24 protein-coding genes and 2 pseudogenes are annotated in these 25,238 nt (G+C 72.2%); 14 read left to right on the forward strand and 12 right to left on the reverse strand.

Annotated elements, in window-relative coordinates; genetic code table 11:
• Positions 1–136 precede the first annotated feature (136 nt).
• Together IE136_RS31475 and IE136_RS31480 are read right to left on the reverse strand one after the other, a co-directional pair.
• Positions 137–667, reverse strand: a complete 531-nt coding sequence (locus IE136_RS31475; protein ID WP_158987928.1) for an ATP-binding protein — start codon at positions 665–667, stop codon at positions 137–139.
• A 103-nt stretch (positions 668–770) separates the two neighbouring features.
• Positions 771–1,142 (reverse strand): STAS domain-containing protein, encoded by a 372-nt coding sequence (locus tag IE136_RS31480; protein ID WP_158987930.1) that lies wholly within the window; start codon positions 1,140–1,142, stop codon positions 771–773.
• Positions 1,143–1,353: 211 nt separating this feature from the next.
• Between IE136_RS31480 and IE136_RS31485 the strand changes: the two genes are divergently transcribed.
• Complete coding sequence (locus IE136_RS31485; protein ID WP_162467831.1) at positions 1,354–2,268, forward strand: RNA polymerase sigma factor SigF; 915 nt, start codon at positions 1,354–1,356, stop codon at positions 2,266–2,268.
• 82 nt (positions 2,269–2,350) lie between these two features.
• On the opposite strand, the gene IE136_RS31490 is transcribed toward IE136_RS31485, so the two are convergent.
• The 6 genes and pseudogenes from IE136_RS31490 to hutU form a co-directional block, all read right to left on the reverse strand.
• Complete coding sequence (locus IE136_RS31490) at positions 2,351–3,844, reverse strand: endonuclease/exonuclease/phosphatase family protein (RefSeq protein WP_158987932.1); 1,494 nt, start codon at positions 3,842–3,844, stop codon at positions 2,351–2,353.
• Positions 3,845–3,934: 90 nt separating this feature from the next.
• Positions 3,935–4,252 (reverse strand): annotated as a pseudogene (locus IE136_RS31495) (aspartate/glutamate racemase family protein); the annotation flags it as partial.
• A 619-nt stretch (positions 4,253–4,871) separates the two neighbouring features.
• Positions 4,872–6,119, reverse strand: a complete 1,248-nt coding sequence (gene hutI, locus IE136_RS31500; RefSeq protein WP_158987935.1) for an imidazolonepropionase — start codon at positions 6,117–6,119, stop codon at positions 4,872–4,874.
• Positions 6,120–6,136: 17 nt separating this feature from the next.
• Positions 6,137–7,486, reverse strand: a complete 1,350-nt coding sequence (locus IE136_RS31505) for a formimidoylglutamate deiminase (RefSeq protein ID WP_158987936.1) — start codon at positions 7,484–7,486, stop codon at positions 6,137–6,139.
• A complete protein-coding gene (locus tag IE136_RS31510) occupies positions 7,477–8,688 on the reverse strand; it encodes an allantoate amidohydrolase (protein WP_158987937.1) in 1,212 nt (403 codons plus the stop codon). Before IE136_RS31510 ends, IE136_RS31505 begins: the two co-directional genes overlap by 10 nt.
• Positions 8,685–10,349 (reverse strand): urocanate hydratase, encoded by a 1,665-nt coding sequence (gene hutU / locus IE136_RS31515; RefSeq protein ID WP_158987938.1) that lies wholly within the window; start codon positions 10,347–10,349, stop codon positions 8,685–8,687. Before hutU ends, IE136_RS31510 begins: the two co-directional genes overlap by 4 nt.
• A 114-nt stretch (positions 10,350–10,463) precedes the next feature.
• Between hutU and IE136_RS31520 the strand changes: the two genes are divergently transcribed.
• The 7 genes from IE136_RS31520 to IE136_RS31550 all read left to right on the forward strand — a co-directional run bounded on the left by IE136_RS31520 (position 10,464) and on the right by IE136_RS31550 (position 15,938).
• Positions 10,464–11,801 (forward strand): type III PLP-dependent enzyme domain-containing protein, encoded by a 1,338-nt coding sequence (locus IE136_RS31520; RefSeq protein WP_189602003.1) that lies wholly within the window; start codon positions 10,464–10,466, stop codon positions 11,799–11,801.
• Positions 11,802–11,824: 23 nt separating this feature from the next.
• Positions 11,825–12,292, forward strand: a complete 468-nt coding sequence (locus IE136_RS31525; RefSeq protein WP_158987940.1) for an SRPBCC family protein — start codon at positions 11,825–11,827, stop codon at positions 12,290–12,292.
• Between the two features lie 152 nt (positions 12,293–12,444).
• Positions 12,445–13,782, forward strand: a complete 1,338-nt coding sequence (locus tag IE136_RS31530; protein ID WP_158987941.1) for an APC family permease — start codon at positions 12,445–12,447, stop codon at positions 13,780–13,782.
• A 114-nt stretch (positions 13,783–13,896) separates the two neighbouring features.
• Entirely contained in the window at positions 13,897–14,337 is a 441-nt protein-coding gene (locus tag IE136_RS31535) for a hypothetical protein (protein ID WP_189602004.1), read from the forward strand.
• Positions 14,334–15,092, forward strand: coding sequence for a transcriptional regulator (locus IE136_RS31540; protein WP_158987943.1), 759 nt, complete (start codon positions 14,334–14,336; stop codon positions 15,090–15,092). Before IE136_RS31535 ends, IE136_RS31540 begins: the two co-directional genes overlap by 4 nt.
• 41 nt (positions 15,093–15,133) lie before the next feature.
• Positions 15,134–15,526 (forward strand): roadblock/LC7 domain-containing protein, encoded by a 393-nt coding sequence (locus tag IE136_RS31545; RefSeq protein ID WP_229819340.1) that lies wholly within the window; start codon positions 15,134–15,136, stop codon positions 15,524–15,526.
• A 40-nt stretch (positions 15,527–15,566) separates the two neighbouring features.
• Complete coding sequence (locus IE136_RS31550; RefSeq protein ID WP_158987945.1) at positions 15,567–15,938, forward strand: hypothetical protein; 372 nt, start codon at positions 15,567–15,569, stop codon at positions 15,936–15,938.
• 1 nt (position 15,939) lies between these two features.
• Here IE136_RS31550 and IE136_RS31555 read toward each other — a convergent pair whose 3' ends face one another.
• Positions 15,940–16,791: a MurR/RpiR family transcriptional regulator gene (locus IE136_RS31555; protein WP_158987946.1), complete on the reverse strand. Its 852-nt coding sequence runs from the start codon at positions 16,789–16,791 to the stop codon at positions 15,940–15,942.
• Positions 16,792–16,910: 119 nt separating this feature from the next.
• Here IE136_RS31555 and IE136_RS31560 point away from each other — a divergent pair, with 119 nt between their 5' ends.
• Positions 16,911–17,351, forward strand: coding sequence for a hypothetical protein (locus IE136_RS31560; RefSeq protein ID WP_158987947.1), 441 nt, complete (start codon positions 16,911–16,913; stop codon positions 17,349–17,351).
• 473 nt (positions 17,352–17,824) lie between these two features.
• Here IE136_RS31560 and IE136_RS31565 read toward each other — a convergent pair whose 3' ends face one another.
• Positions 17,825–19,222, reverse strand: coding sequence for a cystathionine beta-synthase (locus tag IE136_RS31565; RefSeq protein ID WP_158987948.1), 1,398 nt, complete (start codon positions 19,220–19,222; stop codon positions 17,825–17,827).
• A gap of 119 nt (positions 19,223–19,341) precedes the next feature.
• Here IE136_RS31565 and IE136_RS31570 point away from each other — a divergent pair, with 119 nt between their 5' ends.
• The 3 genes from IE136_RS31570 to IE136_RS31580 all read left to right on the forward strand — a co-directional run bounded on the left by IE136_RS31570 (position 19,342) and on the right by IE136_RS31580 (position 22,865).
• Positions 19,342–20,406: an SGNH/GDSL hydrolase family protein gene (locus IE136_RS31570; RefSeq protein ID WP_158994350.1), complete on the forward strand. Its 1,065-nt coding sequence runs from the start codon at positions 19,342–19,344 to the stop codon at positions 20,404–20,406.
• A 156-nt stretch (positions 20,407–20,562) separates the two neighbouring features.
• On the forward strand, positions 20,563–21,783 hold the full coding sequence (locus IE136_RS31575) for an acetyl-CoA C-acetyltransferase (RefSeq protein ID WP_158987949.1): 1,221 nt from the start codon (positions 20,563–20,565) through the stop codon (positions 21,781–21,783).
• A 239-nt stretch (positions 21,784–22,022) separates the two neighbouring features.
• Positions 22,023–22,865: a hypothetical protein gene (locus IE136_RS31580; protein WP_189602005.1), complete on the forward strand. Its 843-nt coding sequence runs from the start codon at positions 22,023–22,025 to the stop codon at positions 22,863–22,865.
• Between the two features lie 50 nt (positions 22,866–22,915).
• On the opposite strand, the gene IE136_RS31585 is transcribed toward IE136_RS31580, so the two are convergent.
• Entirely contained in the window at positions 22,916–23,245 is a 330-nt protein-coding gene (locus IE136_RS31585) for a hypothetical protein (RefSeq protein WP_158987951.1), read from the reverse strand.
• Positions 23,246–23,346: 101 nt separating this feature from the next.
• Here IE136_RS31585 and IE136_RS31590 point away from each other — a divergent pair, with 101 nt between their 5' ends.
• Positions 23,347–23,577 (forward strand): DUF4287 domain-containing protein, encoded by a 231-nt coding sequence (locus tag IE136_RS31590; protein WP_158987952.1) that lies wholly within the window; start codon positions 23,347–23,349, stop codon positions 23,575–23,577.
• Positions 23,578–23,627: 50 nt separating this feature from the next.
• Here the strand turns inward: IE136_RS31590 and IE136_RS36880 are convergent.
• Positions 23,628–23,818, reverse strand: a pseudogene (locus IE136_RS36880) (alpha/beta fold hydrolase); the annotation flags it as partial.
• 417 nt (positions 23,819–24,235) lie between these two features.
• Here IE136_RS36880 and IE136_RS31595 point away from each other — a divergent pair.
• A complete protein-coding gene (locus IE136_RS31595; protein WP_158987953.1) occupies positions 24,236–25,147 on the forward strand; it encodes a helix-turn-helix domain-containing protein in 912 nt (303 codons plus the stop codon).
• Positions 25,148–25,238: the final 91 nt, after the last annotated feature.

Below are 25,238 nucleotides of genomic sequence, written 5' to 3' on the forward strand. Positions count from 1 at the left end.
CGACGGGCGTCCGCGAGGCCTCCGGCGCGCACCGCCGCCGGTCGCACGCCGAGGGCCGCACGCCGAGGACCGACCACCGAGGCGTGCCGCCGAGGGCCGACCGCCGACGCGTACCGCCGGCGGTCGCGCGCATGTCCTACGCGGGGGCCGCCAGTTCCGCCCAGACCGTCTTGCCGGGCTCGCCCGGGCTGCGCTCGATGCCCCAGTCCAGACAGAGCCGCTGCACGATGAACATGCCGTGACCGCCCGGCCGCCCGGAGCGGTGCGGGGTGCGCGGCGCGGGCTGCCCCGCGCCCCGGTCGGCCACCTCGAGGCGCAGCACCTTGGCCCGGCGGACGACACGCAGCAGCTCGGGGCCGTCGGCGTGCAGGCAGGCGTTGGTGACCAGCTCCGAGACGACGAGCAGGACGTCCTCAGCGGCCGCCCTGGCGTCGGCGGAGGCGGCGGGCAGCCAGCCCCAGTCGTACAGCAGCGATCTGGTGAAATCGCGGGCGAGCGGAACCGTGCCACTGGCGGCGCCGAGCGCGAGCGTCCGTACGTCGACACCGGCCGCGGCCGAGACGTCGGCGGCGGCCGGGGCGTCAGCCACGGCCGGGACGTCGGCGGCGGCATCCGCCGCGGGGTGCACCGACCCCTCGGCCTCCCTGCCACCGGCAGCAGTGTCCATCAGCGCTTTCACCTCACCGATTCAACCGATTCAACCGATTCACCCGACACAACGGACGAAACCGGGACTCTCCTGCCCGGCCTTTTCGCGCCGACACCCCTACTCAGTCGGAGAGCGCCGCCGCGAGCGAGTCGTGCACGGTGAAGACGACGTCCGCACCGGTGATCTCGAAGACTCTCGCCACGACCGGACGCATCCCGGCCAGATGGACCCCACCCCCCGCGGCGTCGGCCTTCAGCCGGGCCCCGAGCAGGACGTTGAGCCCGGTGGAATCACAGAATTCGAGCCGTGAACAGTCGACCACGAGTCGTGATCGTCCGGCGTCGAGCGCGTCGTCGAGTGGCGAACGCAACACGTCCGCCGTGTGGTGATCAAGCTCACCCACCGGAGTGAGGATCTCGGTCGCGCCCACGGTTCGGACCTCGACCCGCAGCCGTCCCCCCGACTGCGTGCTGCCGATGCTCTGGCGGTCCATGCCCGTGCCTCTTCTCGCTCTCGCGGATGCCGGTTGATGTGGGTCGCACCTTACAAGTTCCACACTCCTTCGCGCACCCGAGCACCGCTACACACCCTTCCAAACAGGACAAATGACACTTGCGACGACCCTGGTCGAGCGGGTAGGGCTAGTAACGAACATCCGACACGGCCGGCTTTGGAGGCGCCGCAAACCGCAGCAGGAAGAAACGATGGAGGAGACCATGTCACCCCGGCTCGACGCCACGCGTACCCACGACGCGCCGTCGGCAGCAACTCCGCCCCCCACTCTCGGCCTTCCCGAAGGCCTGCCCGAGGGCCTCTCCGAGGGCCTCGCGGACATCGGGCCCTTCGACCGCGTCGACCCCCTCGACGCACGGGCGCTCTCGAAGACTCTGTTCGCCCGGCTCGAGGCCCTCGAAGAGGGCACCCACGAGCACGCGTACGTCCGCAACACCCTGGTCGAACTGAACCTCGCCCTGGTCAAGTTCGCCGCCTCCCGGTTCCGTACCCGCAGTGAACCCATGGAGGACATCGTCCAGGTCGGCACGATCGGCCTCATCAAGGCCATCGACCGGTTCGAGCTGTCCCGGGGCGTCGAGTTCCCCACCTTCGCGATGCCGACGATCGTCGGTGAGATCAAGCGCTTCTTCCGCGACACCTCGTGGTCCGTGCGCGTGCCGCGACGGCTCCAGGAGCTCCGCCTCGACCTCGCCAAGGCCGGTGACGAGCTGTCCCAGCGACTCGACCGGGCGCCGACCGTCGGCGAACTCGCCGAGGAGCTCGGGCTGAGCCGGGAAGAGGTCGTCGAGGGCATGGCCGCCAGCAACGCGTACACCGCGAGCTCGCTGGACGCCCAGCCCGAGGAGGACGACAGCGAGGGCGCGCTCGCCGACCGGATCGGCTACGAGGACCACGGCCTGGAGGGGATCGAGTACGTCGAGTCCCTCAAGCCGATGATCGCCTCCCTGCCGTCCCGCGAACGGCGCATCCTCTCCCTGCGCTTCGTCGCCGGTCTGACCCAGTCGGAGATCGGCGAGGAACTGGGCATCTCCCAGATGCACGTCTCCCGGCTGCTCTCCCGCACGCTGGGCAGGCTGCGCAAGGGTCTGACGCTGGAGGAATGACCTTCCTCACCTCCTCAAGCGCCTTGCGGAAAGGGCCCGTTCCTCCCTCGGACGGGCCCTTCCGCTTCCCTCCGCGTCATCTTCAGGCGCTGGGCAGCCGCAGGTGCGCGAAGACGGGGTAGTGGTCGGACGATCCGGCGTCGGCCGGGACCTCGCACGAGACGATCTGGGCGGTGGCGGGGGCGAAGATGTAGTCGATCTTGATCGCGCGCCCGTCGACCGGCTTGGTCACCCGTCCGTCACTCGGCCGGTCTGCCCACAGGCCCTCGTCGCACTCGCGGTCGGCCGCGTAGAGGTCGGCCAGGGCCTCCTTGGGGCCGTCGGGGGCCGTCGAGTCCGGCGGCACGACGTTGAAATCGCCGCCGAAGACGGTGCGGTAGCCGGCCGGGGTCTCGGCGTGCACGATGTCCCGCAGCTGGTTCGCCTGGTCCTTGCGGTACTTCCCGGTGGCGTCGTCCGTCGCGAGGCCGGAGCTGAAGTGCGCCGTGCAGAACTGCAGGGCGCGCGCGGGGATCGTGGCGCAGAGGGCCGCGCGCTGCTCGATCCTCGTCACGGTCGTGCCGACGGTCTGGTTGGGCGGAGAGGCCAGCTCGTAGGCCTTGGACCAGGTGCTCGCGTCGGGAACGGCCAGGCCGATGCCGTACGCGCCGCGGTCCACGGTCCAGGCGTTCTCGGTGCCGGTCTTGGCGCAGGAACGGGCGGCCTTGAGCAGCGAGCCGTCGACGGCGTACTGGATGGGGGCGAACCTGACGTGCCAGCCCGTCTTCGTCGCCGCCTCCAGCTTGGCCTCGATGGCGCCGGTGTGCTTCTCGCAGATCTCCTGGAGGAAGAGCGCGTCGTAGTCGGCTGCCGCTCCTCCCAGCCGGGCGACGATCCGGTCACCGAGAACGTCGCCGCCGACGCGGTGGTTGCCGCAGGTCTCGTTGACGTTGGCGCAGACGTTCCACGACATCACCCTGAAGTCCTCGGCCGTGGCCGGGGACGCGGGCGCGGGGCGGCTCACGCCGCCGAGGGCGGCGTCGAGGTCCACGAGCGTGAAGCGCTCCCAGGAACCGGGCGAGGTGGTGCCGCGTGCCCGGAGCATGGCCTGGTCGGTGCCGGAGTCGTTGATCTCGGCGGTGACGTACAGGCCGTTCGCCTTGGACTTCAGCGCGTAGTTGCCGTTGGGCTGCTTCTCCAGGTGGAACTTCTGCCAGTCACCGATGGCCGTCCCCCGGGCGCGCAGCAGACCCGCGTGACCACCGGTGTAGTTCACCTCGGTGGTGACGTAGAGCCCGTTCGCCTCGGAGCGCAGGGCGGCGGTCACGCCCTTGTCGTCGGAGTGCAGCGTGAACTTCTCCCAGGAGCCCAGGACTTCAGGCCCGCCGGCCGTGCGGGCCCGCAGCTTGGCCGCCTGGGTACCGGGGTCGTTGATCTCCGCGGACACGAACAGACCGTTGGCCTCGGAGCGCAGGGCGAACCTGTGCCCCCCGGGGAGCGGGGAGGCGTCGGCCGCGTGGGCCTCGGTGGTCGGCAGAGCCACCACGGTGAACAGGGCGGCGCAGAGCGCCGCGAGATGGCATATGAGTCGTCTCACTCAAGATCCTTAAGTCGATGCAAAGGCGCAGGAGCATAACCCGCCCGGCGACCGAACACGCTGTCCGCCCACCGAATCTTCGGGCGTCGCCTAGGACTTGGGGACGCGCCGCAGGGCGGCCTCGACGGCCGCCTCGGCGTGGATACGGGTGGTGGGGAAGACGGCCACCGAGCTGTCCTCGGGGCGCACCAGCAGCTCGATCTCGGTGCGGCCGAGGATCACCCCCTGGGCACCGGCGTCGACGAGCCGGTCGATGACCTGCCGGTACGTGGCGCGCGACTCCTCGCGTACGACACCGAGGCACAGCTCCTCGTAGATGATCCGGTGCACGTCGGCGCGGTCGTGGGCGTCGGGCACGAGCACGGTGAGGCCGTGGGAGGCGAGCCGGTCGCGGTAGAAGTCCTGCTCCGGGAGGGTGAGTCAGGATCGCCGGCGCCCTGCGGGAGCTGGAAGCGGCGGGGTATCTGAAGCGGCAGGTGGTGCGAGGTGAGGGAGCCGAACTGGCCACGATCACGACCTGGTACGAGAACCCGCATCCGGTCGATCCGGTCAAGCGCGCCCGGCCCGCTCGGCGGGAAACCCGGTCCGCGCCCCCGGAGCCGGACGTGCCGGAGCTGACCGAGGAGCTGCGGCCCGCCGCCGGACTGCTCGCGGGCCTGCGGCAGCGCGAGCCGCGCCTGCTGCTCTCGGAGAACGACGTCCGACGGCTGGCCGCCGGCACCCGGCGGTGGCTGGAACGCGGGCTCACGCCCGAAACCGTGGCCCGCACCCTGTGTGCGGGGCTGCCCACCGGGACCATCCGCTGGCCCGCGCCTCCTCGCGCACCGTCTACGCGAGTGGCTGCCGCCGGAGCTGCCGCCCACCCCACCCGCCCCGAAGCTCTTGCCGCTGCAGAACCGCGAGCGTTGCGACCGGGCCTTTCGTGGCGCCGGCGAGGGGCTCTGCGGCGGTTGCCGGTCCAGAGGGCCACGTGCGGGTCACGGGACGGAGTGGCCCTCGGCGTAGGCACGGCGCACGCCGGAGAAAATCAGACCACGCGCTCTCCCCGGCGCCAGACCTCCTGCACCAGGGGGACGCCCGGGCGGTACGCCAGGTGGACGTGGGACGGGGCGTCGAGGAGTGCGAGGTCGGCGTAGGCGCCGGGGGACAGGCGGCCGATGTCCGTGCGGCGGAGGGCTGCCGCGCCGCCCGCTGTGGCGGACCAGAGGGCCTCGTCCGGGGTCATGCCCATGTCCCGTACCGCGAGGGCGATGCAGAACGGGACCGAGGAGGTGAAGGACGAGCCCGGGTTGCAGTCCGTGGACAGGGCCACGGTGGCGCCCGCGTCGAGGAGGCGGCGGGCGTTCGGCCACTCGGCGCGGGTGGAGAACTCCGCGCCCGGGAGAAGCGTCGCGACCGTGCCGCCCGAGGCGAGCGCGTCGACGTCCGCGTCCGTCAGGTGGGTGCAGTGGTCGGCGCTGGCCGCGTCCAGTTCCACCGCGAGCTGGACACCGGGGCCGTACGAGAGCTGGTTCGCGTGGACGCGGGGGTGCAGGCCCTTGGCCTGGCCGGCGGTGAGGATCGCCCGTGCCTGGTCCCCGTCGAACGCGCCCTTCTCGCAGAAGACGTCGATCCAGCGGGCGTAGGGGGCGCAGGCGTCCAGCATCTCGCCCGTGACGAGGGCGACGTATCCGGCCGGGTCGTCGGCGTAGTCCGGGGAGACGATGTGGGCGCCGAGGTAGGTGACCTCGTCGGTGTGGGCGGCGGCGATGCGCAGGGCCCGGGCCTCGTCCTCGACGGTGAGGCCGTAGCCGGACTTGGTCTCGAAGGTGGTGGTGCCCTGACGGAGTGCTTCGCGCATGTAGCGGGCGACGTTCGCCGACAGATCGGTGTCCGAGGCCGCGCGCGTCGCGGCGACCGTGGTGCGGATGCCGCCCGCCTCGTACGGCCGGCCGGACATCCGGGCGTTGAACTCGGCGGTGCGGTCGCCGGCGAAGACGAGGTGCGAGTGGGAGTCCACGAAGCCGGGGATCACCGCCCGTCCGCCCGCGTCGACCCGGTTGTCAGTGGCGGGTGCTTTTCTTGATTCACCGACCCAGGCGACGCGGTCGCCGTCGATGACGACGGCCGCGTCCTGGATCAGGCCCAGGGGGGTTCCATCACCGAGGGAGGGATCGTTGGTGACGAGACTGGCGATGTTGACGATGGCGGTGGCGGCCGTCGCCACGGCGCTGTTCGCGCTCGTGGGGGCGGAGATCGCCGCCGGCTTGTTCGTCGCCGCGGGGCCCGTGTTCATGATGCGAGGTGTCTCCTTCAGCCGCGCAGGGCGGCGATCGAGTCCGCGAGGGCCCGGGGCACGTCCGGTACGGAGTGGTGGACCCCGTCCCGTACGACGTGACGGCCGCCCACGATCGTGTGCCGGACGTCCGAGGCCGACGCTGCGAATACCGCCGTCTCGGCTGCCAGACGCGGCACCGGCCCCGCTGTCCTGACCGAGTCCAGGGCGATCGTCGTGAAGTCGGCGAGCGCGCCCGCCTCCAGGCGGCCCGCGTCGGGCCGGCCGAGGGCCGCGTGGCCGTCGGCCGTCGCGGCCCGGAGCAGGGCCGCGGCCGTCCAGTGGCCTCGGGTGCGCGAGCGCAGGCGCTCGTTCAGTTCCATGGCCCGCGCCTCCTCCAGGAGGTCGACGACCGCGTGGCTGTCGCTGCCGAGCGACAGCGGGGAGCCCGCGCGCTGGAGGGCGACCGCCGGGCCGATGCCGTCCGCGAGGTCGCGTTCGGTCGTCGGGCACATGCAGGTGCCGGTGGTCGAGGAGCCGAGGAGCGCGATGTCGGTGTCGGTGAGGTGGGTGTTGTGGACGCCGGTGGTCAGCGGGCCCAGCACGCCGTGATCGGCGAGCAGCTGGGTCGGGGTGCGGCCGTGGGCGGCGAGGCAGGCGTCGTTCTCGGCGGTCTGCTCCGAGAGGTGGACGTGGAGCGGGGCGCCCCGCTCGCGCGCCCAGGAAGCCACCGTCGCCAACTGGTCGGCCGGGACGGCCCGTACGGAGTGGATCGCCGCCCCGATCCGTACGCTGTCGTCGCCGGCGCCGGCGCGCCCCTTGAGGAGCGAGACGCGTTCGGCCCAGGCGTCGGCCGTGCCGTCGGAGAAGCGGAGCTGGTGCTGGTCGGGGGCCGCGCCGAAGCCGGAGGAGAGGTAGGCCGTGTCGAGGAGGGTGATCCTGATGCCCGCGTCGGCCGCCGCCTCGATCAGCGCCTCGCCCATCGCGTTCGGGTCGGCGTAGGGGGTGCCGCCCGGGCCGTGGTGGAGGTAGTGGAACTCGCCGACGGCCGTGATGCCGGCGAGCGCCATCTCCGCGTACACCGCCCGCGCGAGGGCGTGGTACGTCTCCGGTGTCAGCCGCGAGGCGACCTGGTACATCACCTCGCGCCAGGTCCAGAAGGTGCCGGAGCCGACCTGGACGGTGCCGCGCAGAGCGCGGTGGAAGGCGTGCGAGTGGGCGTTGGCGAGGCCGGGGATCGTCAGGCCGCGCAGGACGGTGGCGCCGGGCGGCGGGGCGTCGACGCCGGTCCGTACGGCGGTGACGCGGCCGTCGGACACGTCCAGGGTGACGCCCGGCTCGACGTGGGTGCCGAGCCAGGCGTGTTCCAGCCAGTACGTCACGCGCACGCGAGCCCCTCCAGTACGTCGGCGAGTGCGAGGACCCCGGCCACGCAGTCGTCCTCGGCCGCGAACTCGGCCGGGGAGTGCGAGACACCCGTGGGGTTCCGTACGAACAGCATGGCGGTCGGGATCGCGGCGGAGAGGATTCCGGCGTCGTGTCCCGCGCCCGTGCCCAGAACCGGGGTCTTCTCGCCGAGGATCCCGGCCAGCTCGTCCCGGAGCGCGTGGGCGAACTCCACGACCGGGGTGAAGGACTCCTGGACGACGGTGAGGTCGATGCCGTGGCGGTTGGCGTAGTCGCGGGCGGCGGTCTCGACGCCGGCGGTCACCGTGTCCAGGGCGCCCTGGTCGGCCGCGCGGGCGTCCAGCCAGCCGCGGACGAGGGACGGGATGGCGTTGACGCCGTTGGGCTCGACGGCGATCTTGCCGAAGGTGGCGACGGCTCCGGCGAGTTCGGCCTCGCGACGGGCGGCGAGGACGGTCTCGGCGTAGGTGAGCATCGGGTCGCGGCGGTCGACGAGACGGGTGGTGCCGGCGTGGTTGGCCTCGCCGGCGAAGTCGTACCGCCAACGGCCGTGCGGCCAGATCGCGGAGGCGATGCCGACGGCGTCGCCCGACAGGTCCAGGGCCCGGCCCTGTTCGACGTGGAGCTCGACGAAGGCGCCGATCCGGGCCAGACGCTCGGGGTCGGGGCCGATGGCGGACGGGTCGTGACCGGCCGCCTCCATGGCCTGGGGGAGGGTGATCCCGTCGGCGTCGCGCAGCTCGTACGCCTTGTCCCGGGTCAGCTGTCCGGCGGTGAGGCGGGAGCCGACGCAGGCCAGGCCGAAGCGGGCGCCTTCCTCGTCGCCGAAGTTGGTGATGGCGAAGGGCCTCTTGAACTGGACGCCGCGGGAGCGCAGTTCGTCGAGCGCGGCGAAGGCGGAGACGACGCCGAGGGGTCCGTCGAAGGCGCCGCCGTCGGGTACGGAGTCCAGGTGCGAGCCGGTGACGACGGCGTCGCCGGCCGCCGGGTCGCCGAGCCAGGCCCACTGGTTGCCGTTGCGGTCGACCTCGTAGTTCAGCCGGCGGGCCTCGGCCTGCATCTGGAACCAGAGCCGGCAGTCGGCGTCGGCGCCGGTCCAGGCGTAGCGCCGGTAGCCGCCGGAGGCGGCGCTGCGGCCGATGGGCCGCAGCGACCGCCACATGGCGTGGAAGGTCTCGCTCACGCGGAGCCGTCCTCGCGCATGGGCACCCGGACGCCCTTGGCGTCCGCGACGGACTCGGCGATGTCGTAGCCGGCGTCGACGTGGCGGATGACGCCCATGCCGGGGTCGTTCGTCAGGACGCGGCGGATCTTCTCGCCGGCCAGCGGGGTGCCGTCGGCGACCGTGACCTGACCCGCGTGGATGGAGCGGCCCATGCCGACGCCGCCGCCGTGGTGGAGGGAGACCCAGGAGGCACCTGAGGCGACGTTGACCATGGCGTTGAGGAGCGGCCAGTCGGCGATCGCGTCGGAGCCGTCGAGCATGGCCTCGGTCTCGCGGTACGGGGAGGCCACCGAGCCGCAGTCGAGGTGGTCGCGGCCGATGGCGAGCGGCGCCGCCAGCTCACCCGAGGCCACCATGTCGTTGAAGCGCTCGCCCGCGCGGTCGCGCTCGCCGTAGCCGAGCCAGCAGATGCGGGCGGGCAGGCCCTGGAAGTGGACGCGCTCGCCGGCCATCTTGATCCAGCGGTGGAGGGACTCGTTCTCCGGGAAGAGCTCCAGCATCGCCTTGTCGGTCTTGTGGATGTCGGAGGCCTCGCCGGAGAGGGCCGCCCAGCGGAAGGGGCCCTTGCCCTCGCAGAAGAGGGGGCGGATGTACGCCGGCACGAAGCCGGGGAAGGCGAACGCCCGGTCGTAGCCGGCCAGCTGGGCCTCACCGCGGATGGAGTTGCCGTAGTCGAAGACCTCGGCGCCGGCGTCCATGAAGCCGACCATGGCCTCGACGTGCTTGGCCATGGACTCGCGGGCGCGGGTGGTGAAGCCCGCCGGGTCCTTCGCCGCGTACGTCGCCATGTCGTCGAAGGCGACGCCGACGGGCAGGTAGGACAGCGGGTCGTGGGCCGAGGTCTGGTCGGTCACGATGTCGATCGGGGCGCCCTCGGCGAGCATCTGCGGCAGCAGCTCCGCCGCGTTGCCGAGCAGGCCGATGGAGAGCGGGCGGCGGGCGTCGCGGGCCTCCACGGCGAGGGCGAGGGCGTGGGCGAGGTTGTCGGCCTTGACGTCGAGGTAGCGGTGCTCGATGCGGCGCTCGATGGCGCGCGGGTCGACGTCGACGCAGATGGCGACGCCGTCGTTCATCGTCACGGCGAGTGGCTGGGCGCCGCCCATGCCGCCGAGGCCGGCGGTGAGGGTGATGGTGCCGGCGAGCGTGCCGCCGAACTTCTTCGCGGCGACGGCGGCGAAGGTCTCGTAGGTGCCCTGGAGGATGCCCTGGGTGCCGATGTAGATCCAGGAGCCGGCGGTCATCTGGCCGTACATGGTCAGACCGAGCTGCTCCAGGCGGCGGAACTCCTCCCAGTTGGCCCAGTCGCCGACCAGGTTGGAGTTGGCGATGAGGACGCGCGGCGCCCACTCGTGGGTCTGCATGACGCCGACGGGGCGGCCGGACTGGACGAGCATCGTCTCGTCCTGCTTCAGCGTCCGCAGGGTGCGGACCATGGCGTCGAAGGAGCGCCAGTCACGGGCGGCCTTGCCGGTGCCGCCGTAGACGACGAGCTTGTCGGGGTGTTCGGCGACCTCGGGGTCGAGGTTGTTCTGCAGCATGCGGAGGGCGGCCTCCTGCTGCCATCCCAGGGCGCTCAGTTCCGTACCGCGCGGGGCCCGTACGGGGCGGGGTCCTGACATGGGGAAGCCTCCTCCGGCACAACTCCGATGTGAATCAGTTATTCACATCCTGGACTGCTGAATACTTGTAGTCAACAGCTGCGGCGCCGCCCGTACCGGTGATGGGATGGGCCCATGGCTTCCTACCGTCGCGATCAGGCCGTCCGGGCCGCCGTCGAACAAGGCCTCCTCTCCCCCTCCGACCCCTCCCGCCAGATCGTCGCCCTCCTCGACACCGCCGGCATCCGCGCCTCGGCCGCCGCCCTCGTCTCCGCCTTCGCCGCCGTCACCGACGCCCCCGTCCTGCACGCCTTCGCCGTGAAGGCCACCCCCCTCGTGCCCGTGCTGCGCCTGCTGTACGACTGCGGGCTCGGCGTCGAGGTCGCGAGCCCCGGCGAGCTGGCCCTCGCCCGCGCGGCCGGCGTCCCCCCGTCCCGTACCGTCCTCGACTCTCCCGCCAAGACGCCCGCCGAACTGCGGCAGGCGCTCGCCCTCGGGATCGCGGTCAACGCCGACAATTTCCAGGAGCTGGCCAGGATCGACGCGCTCATCGCCTCCGCGCCGACCGCGAGCCCGATCGGCCTACGGGTGAACCCGCAGATCGGGGCGGGGACGATCGGCGCCCTGTCCACCGCGACCGCCACCTCCAAGTTCGGCGTCGGCCTGCGCGACGAGGGCGCGCGCGAGGCCGTCGTCCAGGCCTACCTCGACCGGCCGTGGATGCGCAGGCTGCACACCCACACCGGCTCCCAGGGCATCCCGCTCGCCCTGATGGCCGAGGGGGTCGCGACCGCCCACGCGCTCGCCGAGGAGATCAACGCCAAGGCCGGGCGGCAGCAGGTCGACACCATCGACATCGGCGGCGGACTGCCGGTCAACTTCGTCACCGACGAGGAGACGCCGACCTACGCGGAGTACGCCGAGCTGCTCGCCGCGACCGCCCCGGGACTCTTCGACGGGCGCTACGGCATCGTCACCGAGTTCGGCCGCTCGCTGCTCGCCAAGCACGGCACGATCCTGGCCCGTGTGGAGTACACGAAGACCTCCGGCGCCCGCCCCATCGCCGTCACCCACGCGGGCGTCCAGGTGGCCACCCGTACCGTCTACGCCCCCGACTCCTGGCCGCTGCGCGTCCTCGCGTACGACGCCGACGGCCGGCCCCGCACCGGTCCCGAGATCCCTCAGGACGTCGTCCAGGACGTGGCGGGACCCGCCTGTTTCGCGGGCGACATGCTCGCCACCGCCCGGCCGCTGCCGCTGCTCCGGCCCGACGACATCGTCGCCGTACCGGACACCGGGGCGTACTACTTCGCCCACCACTACGCGTACAACAGCCTGCCCCGTCCCGGCGTCCACGGCTTCACCGTCGCCGACGACGGCGCGGTCTCCTTCGCGACCGTCCGCACGCCGCAGAGCCTCGACGAGATCGTCGCCGAGTCCGGCGGTGAGCGGCCCGACGCGTTGCTGGGCTGACGTCCCGGTGGTTCCGTGGATCCATGGCTGCTACGAAGAGCGTCGTCGTCGAACGCCGGATCAAGGCGACCCCCGGGCCGGTCTGGGAGACGCTGACGGACCTGAGGGGGATGGAACGGGTCCTCAGCGGCGTGGACCGGGTGGAGGTGCTCACGGAGGGCGTCTTCGGGGTCGGCACGCGCTGGCGCGAGACCCGGAAGATGTTCGGCAAGGAGGCCACGGAGGAGATGACCGTGACCGAGAGCGAGCCGCCCGACCGGTACGTCACGGTGGCCGACTCCCACGGCATGCACTACGTGTCGGAGATCGCGCTGCGCCCCGACGGGACGGGTGCGACGACGGTACGGATGACCTTCTCGGCGCGTCCCTCCGCCGGGCGCTCCACGGGTCTGCTGGCGCGGTTCCTCGGCGGCCTCGGCGCCAAGGCCGTGAGCCGGGCCCTCGCCAAGGACCTGGACGACGTGGCCGCATCGGTGGAGCGCCGGGGCTGAGCCCGTACGGCCGGGACCGCTCCCGTCCGGCTCCTCCCGATCGCGATCCCGGCCCCGCTCCCTCTCCCGTACGAGTGACAGGGCGGCGGGCATCAGTTCTCCGCCGCCGGGGCAGAGACCTTCCCATCGGCAAACGGGAAAGGGGTCCCTCCATGGCCACGGCCGCGACCGAACAGCCAGCCCTCAAACGCGCCATCGGGCCCAAGCTGCTCATCCTCTTCGTCATCGGCGACATCCTGGGCACCGGGATCTACGCCACCACCGGCAAGGTGGCGGGCAAGGTCGGCGGCGCGCTCTGGCTGCCGTTCGTGATCGGCTTCGTCGTCGCGCTGCTGACCGCCGCCTCGTACGTCGAACTCGTCGGCAAGTACCCGAAGGCGGCGGGCGCCGCCCTCTACACCCAGAAGGCCTTCAAGGTCCCCTTCCTCACCTTCATCGTGGCGTTCATGGTGATGTGCTCGGGGCTCTCGTCCGCGAGCGCGGCGGCGCGCGCCTTCAGCGGGGACTACTTCCGGGAGTTCACGGACGCGATCCCGCCCACCCTCATCGCGATCACCTTCATCGTCGCCCTCGCCGCTCTCGCGCTGCGGGGGGTGTCGGAGTCGGTGAAGACCAACGTCGTCCTGACCGTGGTCGAGCTGACCGGTCTGCTGATCATCCTCTCGATCGGCGCCTGGGCCGTGCTGACCGGCGAGGGCGAGCCGTCCCGGCTCGGCGAGTTCGAGGCCTCCGGCAGCGGATACGCGCTGATGACCAGCGTGCTGGGCGCCACCGCGCTCGGCTTCTTCGCCTTCGTCGGCTTCGAGGACTCCGTCAACATGGCGGAGGAGACGCAGGATCCCGTCCGCACCTTCCCCCGCGCCATCTTCACCGGCGTCGCCGTCACCGGCACCATCTACGTCCTGGTCGCCCTCGCCTCCTCGCTGCTCGTGGACCACCGGACGCTGGAAAAGTCCAGCGGTCCGCTCCTGGAGGTCGTGAAGGCCGGCGGGGTCGACTTCCCCCCGAAGCTCTTCGCGCTGATCGCCCTCTTCGCGGTCACCAACTCCGCGCTCATCAACATCATGATGGCCTCCCGGCTCTGCTACGGCCTCGCCAACGAACGGGTGCTGCCGCGCGTGATGGGCAAGGTCCTCAAGAACCGCCGTACGCCGCTCACCGGCATCGTCTTCGTCACCCTGCTCGCGATCGGCCTGGTGTCCACGGGCGAGATCGAGGGTCTCGGCGACACCACCGCGTTCCTCCTGCTCTGCGTCTTCGCGGTGGTCAACATCACCGTCCTCGTCCTGCGCAAGGACCGCGTGGAGCACGCGCACTTCCGTACGCCGACGGCACTGCCGGTCCTCGGCGCGATCACCGCGCTGATCCTGGCCAGCCCGCTCGCGGACCGCTCGGCGGACGTGTACATCCGGGCGGGTGTCCTGCTCGTCATCGGGATCGGGCTGTGGATCGTCAACAAGATCGTCCTGCGGGCCCGCCACGAGGACTGAGCGCACACGGCATGTTCCGATGGAAAATGCCAGAACTCCTGACCCCAGCCGGAACGTTGAGTAACGTCACGGTCACTGCCGTACGCCGCACGCCGCATCGGGAGGGGAACCCGCGTGCCCGGAATCGACGAGTGCCTGCTGGAGGCCATGAGCTTGCCGGGTGCACGGGGTGCCTCCCTGGTCGACTGGACCAGCGGCCTCGCCCTCGGCACGGCGGGCGACTCGCCGGTCGGCGACCACGAGACGACCGCCGCCGAGACGGCCGAACTGGCCCGGGCGGCGGCGGAGTACGACTCCTTCGCGAGCGACGGCTCAGCGGCCGGTGACGGCGTCCCGGCCCCCGGCACCCCGGCACCCGGCGGGGAGTTACCCAAGGGGCCACCCGTCGAGGACCTCATCCTCACCACCCGCAGCGGCTATCACATCCTCCGCTTCGTCGAGACGGCCTTCGACAGCAGCGTCTTCCTGCACCTGTGGCTCGACCGCGACCAGGGCAACCTCGCCCTCGCCCGGATCCGGCTGCGCGACCTCGCCGAGAAGCTGGTCCTCGGATGACCGTCTCCCCCATGCTCAACCGCCTCGCCGCCGAACGCGCCACCGGCGCCCTGCTGCGCGACCACGGCACGCTCTACCTCGTCGACGGGCGAGTCGTGCACGCCGAGAGCCCCGCCTCCCCCGGCCTCGACGTCCTCCTGACCACCGGCGGACGCCTGCCCCGCGAGGGCTGGGACGAGGCCGTCGACCGGGCGGGGGCACGCCGCGAGGTGGGCAGGTTCCTGGTGGACAGCGGCCGGCTGCACGACGGCGAGCTGGAGATCTGCCATCTCGGGGCGGTCTTCGACGCGGCGTTCTTCGCGCTCGCGCCCGCCTCCGGCCCGACCCGCTTCCGGTACGGCGTGGGCCACTGGTTCGGCACGGTCCGGCCGGTCTCCACCGAGGCCGTCGAGCGCGAGACGGTACGCCGCCGTGAACTGCTCGACAGCGTCTGGCCGTACAGCGCCGTGGACACCGCCCCCGTCCTGCCCCGACCGGCCGCTCCCGGCCAGACGGTGACCCCGCGCCGGCGGGCCCTGCTGGCCGCCGCGGACGGCTCCCGGACGCCGGCGGACATCGCGCGGCGGCTCGGCCGCCCCGCCTTCCACACGCTGCTCGACGTGCGCCGTCTCGCGGCCGCCGGCCTCGTCGAGACCCCGCTCGAACCCCTGCCGGCCGCCCCGCCCGCCGTGCCCACCTGGGTCGGCGAGGTCGCGGCGGATCCGGACGTCGCCCTGCTGCGCCGGCTCCGTGACGCCCTGGAGGCAAGCCTGTGATGAGGCGGGCCCTGCGCATGCGCGCCGAGAGGAGACAACTGATGTCGGCAGAAGCCGAGGTGCTCGGCGAGCTGAGACGGCTGCGGGCCCGGCTGCCGCAGCTCACCGGGGCGCTCGCGGCGAGCGCGGACGGTCTGGTGCTCGCCCGGGACACCGTGGACGGCGAGGCGGAGAGCGTCGCGGCGCTCACCGCGGCCGCCCTGGGCGTCGGGCAGCGGCTGACCGAGTCCACCGGGCAGGGCGGCTTCCGCGAACTGCTGGTACGGGGCGAGAACGGCTACGTCGCCACGTACGCGGCGGGCGGCTCGGCCGTTCTGACGCTGCTCGCGGAGCCCCGCATCAACGTGGGCCGGCTCCATCTGGAGGCCCGGCGGTCGAGCGCCCGGATAGGGGAGCTCGTCGACGAGGCGCTGGAACGCAAAGACCTGAACTGACCGACCGAACGACCGAATCACGAGAAGGAAGTGCGACACCATGGCGAACACCGAGACCGCCCTCAAGGAAGCCACCGCGATCGACGGCGCCATCGGCGCCGCGCTGGTCGACTACACCAGCGGCATGGCCCTCGGCACCATCGGCGGCGGCAAGGAGCTCGACCTCAATGTGGCGGCCGCGGGCAACACCGACGTGGTCCGCGCCAAGGTCCGGACGATGGAGATGCTCGGCCTCAACGACGAGATCGAGGACATCCTGATCACGCTCGGCGGCCAGTACCACCTGATCCGGCTGCTCAAGGGGCGCGGTACGAACGGCCTGTTCCTGTACCTGGCCCTGGACAAGGAGAGGGCGAACCTGGCGATGGCCCGCCACCAGCTGAAGAAGATCGAGGCGGAACTGGACATCTGAGCTACTCCACGAACAGGCCCCGCGCCGCCGCCTTCGTGTCGAACTCCTCGAGCCGCGCCTGCGCGTCGGGCAGTTCGTCGGCCATCGCCTCCAGCAGGACCCGGCCGAGCAGCATCGGCGCGCAGGCCGTGTCGAAGGCCAGGCCGGTGCCGACGGCGGCCGGGATCAGCAGGTCACTGTGGGCGGCGACGGGCGCGAAGGCCGATTCGGCGACCGTCACCACGGTCAGTCCGGCCGCCCGCGCGTACTCCAGCGCCTCCACGACCTCCCGGGGGTGGCGCGGCAGCGCGAAGCAGAGCAGGGCCGTGGCCCCGGCCCGTACGGCCGCGTCGACGCGGTCGGTGAGCATCGACCCGCCCTCGTCGAGGAGGCGGACGTCGGGATGGACCTTGGCGGCGAAGTAGGCGAAGCCGCGCGCCTGCGAGGAGGCGGCCCGCAGCCCGAGCACGGGCAGCGGGCGGGAGGCGGCGAGGAGCCGTCCGGCGCGCTCGACGGGCGCGGGGTCGGCGAGCAGCTCGGCGAGGTGGCGGAGGTTCTCCATCTCGGCGAGGACGGCCTGCTGGTACTCGTTGTGCTCGCTGCCGTCGCCCGCGCCCGGGCCCCCGGTGCTCTCGGCGGGCGCGACCTCGCGCAGATGGCGGCGGAGTGCCGGATAGCCGTCGAAGCCGAGGGCGACGGCGAAGCGGGTGACGGAGGGCTGACTGACGCCGGCGAGCTCGGCCAGCTCGACACTGGACAGGAACGGCACGTCGCCGGCCCGTCGCACCATGCAGTGCGCGATCCGCCGCTGGGTGGGTGTCAGCCGGTGCCCCTCGAAGAGCGCCTGCAGCCGTCCGGCCGGGCTGTCGCTCACGCCGTCCCCCTTCTGCTTATTCATCTACCTCGAACTCTGCATGAAGATATGCAGGAGGGCAAGGAGAACGGGGGACAGCCCTACTGACGTACTGCCTCACGGGTCTCTACGGTGCGACCATGGACACCCGCGATGACACCCGCGACTCCGCTCGTGCGGACGAGCTGAAGAGCGAACTGGACGCCACTTTGCACGCCCGCCGGGAGCTGGGAACGGAGTACGAGTCCGCCCTGATCGAGTCCTTCCTGGGCAAGGTGGAGCAGAGCCTGGACGCCGCCGTCGACCGCCGGGTACGGCGCCGGCTGGCCGAGCAGCGGATGGAGACCGCCCGCGGCGGCCGCGCGGCGGCGCCGGCCGGCGAGGGCTTCGGGGAGCGGTTCGGCTTCGGGATCATCTCGCTGGTCATCGCCGTCCCGCTGTCGGCCATCGCGGCCCACCAGGCGCACCTGGAGGGCCTGATCGTGACCTGGCTCGGCATCGTGGGCGTCAACGCCGTCCACGCCTTCAGGGGCCGCCTGCCGCGCCTCGGAGCGGAGAAGGACGCGGGGGACGACTTCTGACCCCGGCCGCCTCGGCGAGCCCCGTCAGCCTCGGGAAGAAGCACGCGGGGACCGCCGCACCCCCATCGCTGGGGGGCGGGACGACGGCGGTCCCCGCGGGGGACACGGGCCCGGGTCAGGGCCGGTCTCCGCGTCCGTGGCGTCTTCAGGAGGTCCGGGAGCCGCTCCGTTGTCCTTGACGCCGACAACGACCAGGCTGCCGGACCCGTGTTAAGCCGGTGCTGCGCGTACGTGTCGCGCTCGTACCTTTTTCGCGAACGCCCGACCGACGCCGTTCCAGGGCTGGTTCGTGTCCGGAAAGTAGCGCCGTCTGCCCGCAGGGCAGGGCCCGCAGGGCAGGGCCCGCGGCGCCTGGTGCCTGCGATCGCAACGCGGAGGGTCACCCTCGTACGGGGCGTACTCGGGTGATCCCGCCAACGCGGCGAACGTGCGTGCCAGGCGCCGCGGGCCAGGCGGGACTTCACGGACCCGGCCTAGTTCGTGCCGCCCTTGGCGCCTCCGCCGGCGAGGAAGGCGAGCAGGTCCTGACGGCTCACCACACCCGTCGGCTTGCCCTCGACCAGCACGATCGCCGCGTCCGCCGCGCCCAGGACGGACATCAGGTCGGCGACCGGCTCGCCGGAACCGACCTGCGGCAGGGGGGCGCTCATGTGCCGCTCCAGCGGGTCCTCGAGGGAGGCCCGCTTGGTGAACAGCGCGTCGAGCAGCTCGCGTTCGACGACCGAGCCGACGACCTCGGCGGCCATGACGTCGGGGTGACCGGCGCCCGGCTTCACGATCGGCATCTGGGAGACGCCGTACTCCCGCAGCACCTCGATGGCCTGACCGACCGTCTCCTCCGGGTGCATGTGGACGAGGGAGGGCAGGCCGCCCTCCTTGTGCCGGAGCACGTCGGCGACGGTGGCGGTGGAGGTGTCCTCCAGGAAGCCGTAGTCGGCCATCCACTCGTCGTTGAAGATCTTGGAGAGGTAGCCGCGGCCGGAGTCGGGCAGCAGCACGACCACGACGTCGTCGGGGCCGAGCTCCCGGGCGACCTCCAGAGCCGCGACGACCGCCATGCCGCAGGAGCCGCCGACCAGGAGGCCCTCCTCCTTGGCGAGGCGGCGGGTCATCTGGAAGGAATCCTTGTCGGAGACGGCGACGATCCGGTCGGTGACGGTCGCGTCGTAGGCGGTGGGCCAGAAGTCCTCGCCGACGCCCTCGACGAGGTACGGCCGGCCGGAGCCGCCGGAGTAGACCGAGCCCTCGGGATCGGCGCCGATGATCTGGACCGTGCCGCCGCTGGCCTCCTTGAGGTACCGGCCGGTGCCCGAGATGGTGCCGCCGGTGCCGACGCCCGTGACGAAGTGGGTGATCTTCCCGTCCGTCTGCTCCCAGAGCTCGGGGCCGGTGGTCTCGTAGTGCGAACGGGGGTTGTTCGGGTTCGAGTACTGGTCGGGCTTCCAGGCGCCGGGGGTCTCACGGACGAGCCGGTCCGAGACGTTGTAGTACGAGTCGGGGTGCTCGGGGTCGACGGCCGTGGGGCAGACGACGACCTCGGCGCCGTACGCCCGCAGCACGTTGATCTTGTCCGTGGACACCTTGTCCGGGCAGACGAAGATGCACTTGTAGCCCTTCTGCTGGGCCACGATGGCGAGGCCGACGCCCGTGTTGCCGGACGTGGGCTCGACGATGGTGCCGCCGGGCTTGAGAGCACCGCTCTCCTCGGCCGCCTCGATCATGCGGACCGCGATGCGGTCCTTGACCGAGCCGCCCGGGTTGAAGTACTCGACCTTGGCCAGGACGGTCGCCTGAATGCCCGCTGTGACGTTGTTGAGCTTCACCAGCGGGGTGTTGCCGACGAGGCTGATCATCGAGTCGTGGAATTGCACCGTAATCTCCGGGGTCTCCGTAATGGTGAATCCAGCGTATGCGTAGTCGGAGCGGGTTACGGGGCAGTTAGATCCTGAACGGCTTGAAGGAGGTGACTGCCCCTATGTCGAGGGCGAGGGTGGCGCGGCGGATCGCGGCGGGCGCGGCGTACGGAGGCGGGAGCATCGGGCTGCTCGGCGTGGCGGCGGTTGGGGTGCTCCTGGCCGAGGTGCAGCTGGCGAAGAGATCGGTGGGGGGCGGGGTGGCGCCGTTGCCGCCGACGGCGGAGGGACTGTACGGGCGCTCGTTCGGAGCGTCCGGTTCCGTGCCGGGTTCAGGGTCCGGGCCGGGCTCCGGGTCCCGGTCCGGGGCGGCCTCGGACCCCGCCTCGGCCCCGCTGCGGCTGGCCCTTCTGGGTGATTCGACGGCGGCGGGCCAGGGGGTGCGCCGCTCTGGGCAGACACCCGGGGCGCTGCTGGCCTCGGGGCTCGCGGCGGTGGCGGAGCGGCCGGTGGTCCTGCGGAACGTGGCGCTGCCGGGGGCGCGCTCGGACGATCTGGAACGTCAGGTGTCGTTGCTGCTGACGGCTCCGGCGGGGCCGCCGGACGTGTGCGTGATCATGATCGGCGCGAACGACGTGACGCACCGGATGTCGCCGACGGAGTCGGTGCGGCATCTGGCGGCGGCCGTGCGGCGGCTGCGGACGGCGGGCACGGAGGTGGTCGTCGGGACCTGTCCGGATCTGGGCACGATCGAGCCGGTGTACCAGCCGCTGCGGTGGCTGGCCCGGCGGGTGTCGCGGCAGCTGGCGGCGGCGCAGACGATCGTGGTGGTGGAGCAGGGCGGCCGGACGGTGTCACTGGGCGACCTGCTGGGTCCGGAGTTCGCGGCGAACCCGCGGGAGATGTTCGGGGCGGACAACTACCACCCGTCGGCGGAGGGATACGCGACGGCGGCGATGGCGGTGCTGCCGACCGTGTGCGCGGTGCTCGGCGTGTGGCCGGAGACGGACCGCCTGGAGCCGGACCGGCACGAGAACATGCTGCCGGTGGCGAAGGCCGCGGCGGAGGCGGTGAAGGAAGCGGGTACGGAGGTCACGGGCGCGCGGGCGCCGTGGGCGCTGCTCAAGCACCGCAGGCGCCGGCGGCTGCCGGAGTCCGCGCCGGAGCCGGCCCCGTCCACGGAGGAGGCGCGGCGGCCCTGACGGGCCCGGACACGGGTTGCGGAGCCTCCCGACTGAGCGCTCGCTTAGAAAAGAGGCCCGCGTCACACCGTCAGGCCGATGACCAATGCGGTACGTACGGGTAACTTCCCCTTCAGTCCTGCCAGAACCGCACCGCACACCCCTCATGGAGCCGTGATGCCCGAAGCCGTCATCGTCTCGACCGCCCGCTCCCCCATCGGCCGGGCCTTCAAGGGCTCCCTGAAGGACCTGCGACCGGACGACCTCACCGCCACCATCGTCCAGGCGGCGCTCGCCAAGGTCCCCGAGCTCGACCCGCGCGACATCGACGACCTGATGCTCGGCTGCGGCCTCCCCGGCGGCGAGCAGGGCAACAACCTGGGCCGGATCGTCGCCGTCCAGATGGGGATGGACCACCTCCCCGGCTGCACGATCACCCGCTACTGCTCCTCCTCGCTGCAGACCTCCCGCATGGCACTGCACGCGATCAAGGCCGGCGAGGGCGACGTCTTCATCTCGGCCGGTGTCGAGATGGTGTCCCGCTTCACGAAGGGCAACTCCGACTCCCTGCCGGACACGCACAACCCGCTCTTCGCCGAGGCCGAGGCGCGTACCGCCGCCGTCGCCGCCTCCGAGGGCTCCACCTGGCACGACCCGCGCGAGGACGGCCTGGTCCCGGACGCGTACATCGCCATGGGCCAGACCGCCGAGAACCTGGCGCGCCTCAAGGGCATCAGCCGCCAGGAGATGGACGAGTTCGGCGTACGGTCCCAGAACCTCGCCGAGCAGGCCATCAAGAACGGCTTCTGGGAGCGCGAGATCACCCCGGTGACGACCCCGGACGGCACCGTCGTCTCCACCGACGACGGCCCGCGCGCCGGCGTCACGCTGGAGGGCGTCCAGGGCCTCAAGCCCGTCTTCCGCCCCGACGGCCTGGTCACCGCCGCCAACTGCTGCCCGCTCAACGACGGTGCCGCCGCGCTCGTGATCATGTCCGACACCAAGGCGCGCGAGCTGGGCCTGACCCCGCTCGCCCGGATCGTCTCCACCGGCGTCTCGGGCCTGTCCCCCGAGATCATGGGTCTCGGCCCGGTCGAGGCCTCCAAGCAGGCCCTCAAGCGCGCCGGCCTGACGATCGGCGACATCGACCTGGCCGAGATCAACGAGGCCTTCGCCGCCCAGGTCATCCCGTCCTACCAGGACCTGGGCCTGGACTTGGACAAGGTGAACGTCAACGGCGGCGCCATCGCCGTCGGCCACCCCTTCGGCATGACCGGCGCCCGCATCACCGGCACCCTCATCAACAGCCTCCAGTTCCACGACAAGCAGTTCGGCCTGGAGACGATGTGCGTCGGCGGCGGCCAGGGCATGGCCATGGTCATCGAGCGGCTGAGCTGAGCCGTAACGCCTGAGCCAATCCCGTCGCGTCCCAGCCGTGACCGAATCTCCCCCAGGATGTGACCTACGTCCCGGGGGAGATTGTTTCCCCAGGTCACAGTGGTTTCAGGACTAAACACCAGGCACAAATACCTGTCCATTTCGTGACGTAATGCACTGACAGATGGCGCACTCCCACGACAAGCTGATGTAGGAAGTCGGGGGATCGACTCGGAATCGGGAGTACGTCAGTGAGCGCCATGTCTCTTGCCCTGCTGGTGACCACGGCCGCCGCCACGGCCGTGGGCGCCGCCGCCCTGCACGCCGCCCACGGTCTCCGTAAGCAGGTCGCCGCTCTCCGTAGCGAACTGGCAACCGCGCACGGGGTGTCCGTCCCGCACGCGCGCCAGACCCCGGCCGAGGAGATACGCGCCGCGGTCGCCGAGGCGCTGGCCGAGGAGCGTGAGCGCGAGCTCGCCGAGGCGCGCGCCTTCTGGGCGGCACAGGAGGCCCGGGACGCGGCCGACGCCCCGTCCGTGCTCGGGGGCCTCGCCGGCCCGGCCGAGGACGGCCCCTTCTTCGTCCCGCGCCAGGCCGACTTCGTAGGCCTGGAGGCGATGGCCCTGGAGGCGATGGAGGCCGAGGCCGCCGCGCTGGACGGCGTCGGCACCGACAGCGTCCTGGACGAGTTCCCGGAGCTGACCGAGTACGCCGAGGACTCCCCGGAGCTCGCCGCGGCCCGCCGCCGCCACCCCTCGCACCCGGACTTCGTCCCGGTCCAGACACCCGTCGTCACCGACCACGAGCGCACGGTGGCCCGCCTGGAGGAGCTCGCCGAGACGCGTACGGCGCTGACCGACGTGCGCCCCGGCCCGCTCGGCACGCTCGACGTGTACGTCTTCGCCGACGGCACCACCCTCTGCATGACCCCCGGCCACCGGGAGACCGCGGAGCGGCTCGCGGACGCGCTGCGCGCGGGTCACGCGCCGGTCCTGCTCGGCGGCTCGGGCGTCTCGGGCGCGTACGCCCTGACGTTCTCCTGCGGGGGCGCGGACGACGAGAACGTCTACATCCTCGCCGACCGCGTGATCGCCTCCCTCTGACCCCGCGAGCGGCCTTCCCGGCCGCCGTGACGGCTCATGGGCGGCCCGGCCTACAGACCCGCCCGCCCCGCCGCCTTCCGTACGAGATCCACGGCCTCGCCCAGCTCCCGCTCCCGGGAGCCGCCCGGGGCCGTTCGCAGAATCTCCGCCAGATCGTTTCCGGCGACCACAAGTTGGTCGGCGACCGTGAAGACACCGGCGTCCGGCATGATCCGCCCGGCCCCCTCCGGCTCCTCGATTCGCTGCGCCTGGAGGGCCAACTCCCTTGCCAGCGCGAGCCCTTCGGCGGCTGCGCCCCGCTGGAGGCGGCTCTGCGGGGCGGCCCTGAGGCGGTCCGCGAACCGCTCGACGGCGGCGGTCAGTTCACTCGTATCAAGCACTCCGCGACCCTATGCGCCGTCCGGGGACTGTTGCCAACGGGCCCGCGCTCGGGCACGGTGACGGGAAGGAGCACACGGCAATATGCGTCCGGAGGCGCCGAATGTCCCACGTCTTCTCCGAAGAGACCCACCGCAACCTGCTCGCCCGTATCCCCCATTGCACCGGTCGTGAAGTCGCCGACTGGCTGCGTACCGTCGAGGAAGGCCCCTCCCTCGTCCGCTTCGAGGAGAAGGTCAGCTGGCTCCGGGGGGAACACGAACTCTCGTACGGCCACGCGAAGGCGATCATCCACGAGTACGACCTGCGCCGGGCGGCCCGCCGGCTGCTCTGACCCCCGCGGGGGCCCGCCGCGGCGGGCCCCCGTGTCTCACTCCGCCCCTCTCACTCCGCCCCCTCACTCCGCGGGCACGGACCGGACGTGCCGGTCGAGGAATCCCGCACCAGCGCCGCGATCTCCTCGCCGTGGGTCTCCAGGGCGAAGTGGCCGGCGTCGAGGAGGTGGATCTCCGCGTCCGGCAGGTCCCGGGCGAACGCCCGGCCCCGGCGGGCCCGAAGATCTCGGCGCCCCGGCCCCGGGTCGGGTCCGGAAAGTAGTGCCGTCTGCCCGCAGGGCAGGGCCCGCGGCGTGAGGTGCGTGCGATCGCAAGGCGGAGGGCCGCCCTCGTACCGGGCGTACTCGGGTGATCCCGACAACGCGGCGAACGTGCGTGCCAGGCGTCGCGGGCCAGGCGGGACTCCACGGACACGGCCCAGGCCCGCCTGGCCCAAGGTCCTGGTCTCGGGCCCGACGCGGTCGAGGCGATCGGCCGGGACTCACCGGATGGTGGGCGCACGGCCGTCAGCGCCCGGTGCACCTCACCTGCGGACAGGCCGCGGCCGGGCAGGCCGGCGAGGCGGTCCAGTAGTCCCTGCGCTGCGCAGTCGTGCAGGCGGTTCTCTTGGGTGGTGCGCTTGAGTCTCCGGCGGCTGGAGGGTCCAGGATCTCGCCCATGGCAGACGAACGCCCCGACGTGCTCACCATCGGCCGGCTCGCGCACCGCACCGGTCTTCCGGTGCGCACCCTGCGCTTCTGGTCGGACGAGGGAGCGGTGCCGCCCGTGGCCCGCTCCGCGAGCGGCTACCGGCTGTACGACGCCGAGTCCGTGGCCCGCGTCGAGCTGGTCCGCACCCTGCGGGAGCTGGGTCTCGGACTCGACGACGTGCGCCGCGTCCTGAGCGGCCGCACCACCGTCGCCGAGGTCGCCGACGCGCACGTGGCCGCACTCGACGCGCAGATCCGCTCCCTCAAGGTGAGCCGGGCCGTGCTGTCCACCGTATCGAAACGTGGTTCGACCGCTGAGGAGACGGCGCTGATGAACCGGTTGGCACGGCTTTCCGCCGCCGAACGCAAACAGATCATCGACGAGTTCAAGGAGGAGGTGTTCGGCGGTCTCGACGTCGACCCGCGCCTGCGTGACCGCCTGCGCGCCTTCGGCATCGAACTGCCCGACGACCCCACACCCGAGCAGGTCGACGCCTGGATCGAACTGGCCGAGCTGGTGGGGGACCCCGGCTTCCGCGCCCGGATGCGCACATGGATGGAGCTCAACACGCCCGTACCGGGGCAGGGCCGTCCCCCCGGGGCGTCCATCTGGTGGGCCAGGCAGGTCGTGCAGACCGTCACGGAGGTGAGAGAACGCGGGATCGCCCCTGACGGACCGGCAGCGGCCGAAGTGCTGTCCGAGCTGTTCGGCGACGCCGATCGGGCCGCCGTGCTGTTGTGTCTGGAGGCCGGGATCGAGGCGGGGGCGGATCGTTACCGCAGGCTCGTCGCCCGCGTGCGGGGACAGTACTCGTCTCCCGACGCGTCCGAGGAGCTGGAGTGGCTGGCACGAGCCCTGCGTGCCGCGGATCCAGCCTGACCGGCCGTACCGCGCCCGCCCCGCATGGGATCGGGAAGAGCCGGGGCGAGCCGACGCGCGCCTGGTGCTGACCGCCGTCACGCGCGGGCGG

Origin of the sequence: Streptomyces lateritius (genome assembly GCF_014649715.1) — a bacterium.
GTDB lineage: Bacteria > Actinomycetota > Actinomycetes > Streptomycetales > Streptomycetaceae > Streptomyces > Streptomyces lateritius.

What these genes read in the sequence shown, in the direction of transcription:
- IE136_RS31575 (WP_158987949.1), top strand. Translation starts at nt 20,563, where the DNA reads ATGCCCGAAGCCGTCATCGTCTCGACCGCCCGCTCCCCCATCGGCCGG.
- hutI (WP_158987935.1), bottom strand. Translation starts at nt 6,119, where the DNA reads ATGAACACGGGCCCCGCGGCGACGAACAAGCCGGCGGCGATCTCCGCC.
- IE136_RS31580 (WP_189602005.1), top strand. Translation starts at nt 22,023, where the DNA reads ATGTCTCTTGCCCTGCTGGTGACCACGGCCGCCGCCACGGCCGTGGGC.
- IE136_RS31560 (WP_158987947.1), top strand. Translation starts at nt 16,911, where the DNA reads ATGGACACCCGCGATGACACCCGCGACTCCGCTCGTGCGGACGAGCTG.
- IE136_RS31595 (WP_158987953.1), top strand. Translation starts at nt 24,236, where the DNA reads ATGGCAGACGAACGCCCCGACGTGCTCACCATCGGCCGGCTCGCGCAC.
- IE136_RS31550 (WP_158987945.1), top strand. Translation starts at nt 15,567, where the DNA reads ATGGCGAACACCGAGACCGCCCTCAAGGAAGCCACCGCGATCGACGGC.
- IE136_RS31530 (WP_158987941.1), top strand. Translation starts at nt 12,445, where the DNA reads ATGGCCACGGCCGCGACCGAACAGCCAGCCCTCAAACGCGCCATCGGG.
- IE136_RS31480 (WP_158987930.1), bottom strand. Translation starts at nt 1,142, where the DNA reads ATGGACCGCCAGAGCATCGGCAGCACGCAGTCGGGGGGACGGCTGCGG.
- hutU (WP_158987938.1), bottom strand. Translation starts at nt 10,349, where the DNA reads ATGTCAGGACCCCGCCCCGTACGGGCCCCGCGCGGTACGGAACTGAGC.
- IE136_RS31540 (WP_158987943.1), top strand. Translation starts at nt 14,334, where the DNA reads ATGACCGTCTCCCCCATGCTCAACCGCCTCGCCGCCGAACGCGCCACC.
- IE136_RS31485 (WP_162467831.1), top strand. Translation starts at nt 1,354, where the DNA reads ATGGAGGAGACCATGTCACCCCGGCTCGACGCCACGCGTACCCACGAC.
- IE136_RS31475 (WP_158987928.1), bottom strand. Translation starts at nt 667, where the DNA reads ATGGACACTGCTGCCGGTGGCAGGGAGGCCGAGGGGTCGGTGCACCCC.
- IE136_RS31525 (WP_158987940.1), top strand. Translation starts at nt 11,825, where the DNA reads ATGGCTGCTACGAAGAGCGTCGTCGTCGAACGCCGGATCAAGGCGACC.
- IE136_RS31520 (WP_189602003.1), top strand. Translation starts at nt 10,464, where the DNA reads ATGGCTTCCTACCGTCGCGATCAGGCCGTCCGGGCCGCCGTCGAACAA.
- IE136_RS31545 (WP_229819340.1), top strand. Translation starts at nt 15,134, where the DNA reads ATGTCGGCAGAAGCCGAGGTGCTCGGCGAGCTGAGACGGCTGCGGGCC.
- IE136_RS31590 (WP_158987952.1), top strand. Translation starts at nt 23,347, where the DNA reads ATGTCCCACGTCTTCTCCGAAGAGACCCACCGCAACCTGCTCGCCCGT.